Annotated in this window: 2 protein-coding genes; both read left to right on the top strand. The window is 29.2% G+C overall.

Annotated features, from left to right (window positions below; translation table 11 throughout):
• Positions 1-2,205 (top strand): CDP-glycerol glycerophosphotransferase family protein (locus tag AAGU07_RS16450; RefSeq protein WP_342460165.1); only part of this gene is annotated, 2,205 nt, incomplete at its 5' end.
• Positions 2,206-2,262: 57 nt separating this feature from the next.
• Positions 2,263-3,503: glycosyltransferase (locus AAGU07_RS16445; RefSeq protein WP_342460164.1), on the top strand; the 1,241-nt coding region annotated here is incomplete at its 3' end.

Genomic DNA, 3,503 nt, shown 5'->3' with positions numbered 1-3,503 from the left:
AATATAAAAATTGATTTAAATGACCCTAAATTTCTAAAACTAGGATCTGGTAAATATAAACTTATAATAAACCTTCAAATGCCAGGAATAAACAGGGACATAATTTTAGGAAGCCCAAATATAGAATCCCAACTAGAACCCTATCTAGCTATTTACAATAAAGTTATAGTTAAATACAATGCTAAGGGAGACTTGTGCTTTTTTATAAAAGAACAACATTCCGGAATTACTAAATCTTATTTTAAGGATAACAATCTATACCTTGAAGGCTGGTTTGACGATAAAAAATCAAAAAATGAATTAATGCTTTATAAAAGAGAAAAAATGCCAGTTTATGTAAAAATTAATCGTGATTTTAAATTCAACAAGCTAATACTCGACAAATTTCCAAATGCGACAGGATTTACTGCAATAATTCCCAATAATCTAATAAAAAATTTAAAGGATTGGAAATACTTTGTAGAATATTATAAAAACGACCAGAGATTATCTTTAACTGGAAATAAAATTAATAAAAAGAAGATCTATGGAAACTATCTACTACATTTACACATTTCTGAATCAGGAGATATTAACCTAATAAAGCACAGCGCTAAAACCTACTTAAAATCATATAATTGGGAAAATAATATTTTAAAACTCTCCGCATGTTTAAATAAAAGCAGCTTAGGTAAACAAGTAGTGATAGATTCAAAATTAAGGTGTGTTTCTAAAAAATATGGTACTACCATTTCTATTGGCGAAAAAAGTATAGAAGAGACCAAAAATGTTTTAAAGAATACGTTTATTGTTAAAACTAAAGATGAATTAAATAACAATTTATTCATTAGCGATGATTGGGAATTCTATGTAGATTACCATGTTAAACCAGATAATGTCATATCTCACAAAATAACACTGACTAGCAGTAAATTTAAAAATAAAATTTTTAAAACACATAAGTACAAACTTATCAATTCTAATGGTTTTTTAGGCTTAAAAGTAAGTTTAATTTGGTCACGGGAAGCCAATACAACTAGAAAAAGAGAAGCTTTAGAAAGATACATTTATCCACTAATGCGACTTTTACCAATAAATAAAAAAAGAATAGTGTTCGAATCCTATTGGACCAATAAATACAACTGTAATCCCCGCTACCTATACGAATACATAGATAAAAATCATCCTGAATATGACTGTATCTGGGCATTCTTCGACGAAAGCATGAAAATCAAAGGAAATGGAAAAAAAGTACGTTTTAGATCTCTAAAATACTTTTACTACATGGCCACTGCTAAATACTTTGTAAATAACGTTAACTTCCCTGACTTTTACAATAAACGGAAAGGTGCAGTTGAAATCCAAACCATGCACGGGACTCCCCTTAAAACACTAGGAATAGATGTGCCAGGAGACTTTACAACGGAAGAAAGTTTAAATAAATATATAAAAAGGTGTAACAGGTGGGATTATCTTGTTGTGTCCAGCGATAAAGTAGCTGATATTACTAAGCAATGTTTTATGTTTGAAAAAGAGTTTTTAAAGTCTGGTTATCCACGTATAGATGAAATATTCATGTTAAACACTCCTAAAACTATAAATAAAATTAAAAAAGAATTAAACATTCCTGAAAATAAAAAAGTTATCTTATACGCACCAACATGGCGTGTGAAAAACAAATTTGACTTAATGCTAGACTTTAAAACAATGAAAGAAAAACTAGGAGACGAGTACATTCTGCTCTTAAGGGCTCATCCTCTTTCAGCTAAAGGATTGAAAAGAGAATTATTAAATGATTTTGTAATAGATGTAACTGGATATAATAGTATAGAAGAGTTATATATTATATCTGATGTAATGATAACCGATTATTCTTCTGCTATGTTCGATTATGGCGTTTTAGACAAGCCCATGATATTTTTCACTTATGATTTAGACTTATACAAAAACAATTTACGTGGATTTTATTTAAATTTTGAAGAAGAAGCTCCCGGACCTATAGTATCAACTTCAAATGAAGTTATCGAAGAATTATTAAAATTAGATTCCATCAAATCAAGATACCGAGACAAAATAAATGCTTTCTATAAAAACTACTGCCAATACGAAAAGGGTAATGCTTGTAAAAACATTTTTGACACGGTTTTTGACAAAAATAACAACCCACACAAAGAAGAAAATGTATCCCCAAATATTTTTGATGATATTTTAAAAGAACAGACTTAAATTTATCTATAGGATAACTATTAAAATATTGATTTTTAGGAGATATGGCGATAAATGATGTCTAACGTAAAAGTTAGTGTAATTGTTCCAATTTACAATGTAGAAGAATACCTTAAAGAATGCTTGGATTCACTAGTTAATCAATCATTAAAAGAAATTGAAGTTTTAATGGTGAATGATGGTTCAACAGATTCCAGTGGTAAGATTGCTGCAGAATATGCAAACAAATACGAAAACTTCCACCTAATAACAAAACCCAACGGAGGATTAGGCCAAGCAAGAAATTACGCTATTCCTCTTGTTAATGGAGAATACATTGCTTTCGTGGATTCTGATGACTTCTTATCAAAGGACGCTTATAAAAAATTATATGAAATGTCTGAAAACGGGGAACACGACATAATAACTGGAAACGTAATACGATTTAATTCCAAAAGAGAATACACATCAAGTTTACATGCAAAAGTATTTAAAGAAAACATTACATCCACACACATCACTAAAAACCCAGAATTAATATACGACACAACAGCATGGAATAAACTATTCAAAACAGAATTCTGGAGAAAAAATGATTTAAAATTTCCAGAAGGAGTTTTATACGAAGATATTCCAGTAACTATCCCTGCACATTTCAAATCCAGATCAACCGCAGTTTTAACAGATATTATTTATTATTGGAGAGAAAGAGATGGATTAACTAAATCCATAACTCAAGAAAGAACAGATATAACTAACTTTACAGACCGATTATCTGCTTTAAAAACTGTAGACCAATTCATAGAAGAAAATGTAAATGATAAAACCTGTATTTACTATAAATACTTCAAATGGCTAGATTTAGACTTAAAACTTTACATTGACAAATTAGATCAAGTTAATAAGGATTATACTAACCAGTTTATCCCGATTGTTCAAGAATATATAAAAACCATCCCCCAAGATGTTTTCAAAGATTTAAGAGCAATAAACCGGATTAAATACTATTTCATCGAAAAAGGAGATGTTGAATCACTTCTTAAAGCTTTAGATTTTGAAAAGAACAGAATGAAATATTTAGAAGTCGTTCAAAAAGGAAATAAATACTTTGGAAAATTCCCATTCAAAGGAATACCCAAAAAATACTTCGAAATGACAAAAGAACTCAACACTAACTATGGAATTCAAAAAAATAACGTAAAAGTTAGTGTAATTGTTCCAATTTACAATGTAGAAGAATACCTTAAAGAATGCTTGGATTCACTAGTTAATCAATCATTAAAAGAAATTGAAGTTTTAATGGTGAATGATGGTTCAAC

This window comes from Methanobacterium sp. (genome assembly GCF_038562635.1).
In the GTDB taxonomy this organism is placed as follows: Archaea; Methanobacteriota; Methanobacteria; order Methanobacteriales; family Methanobacteriaceae; genus Methanobacterium_D.
This window is presented reverse-complemented; position numbering and strand designations above follow the sequence as displayed.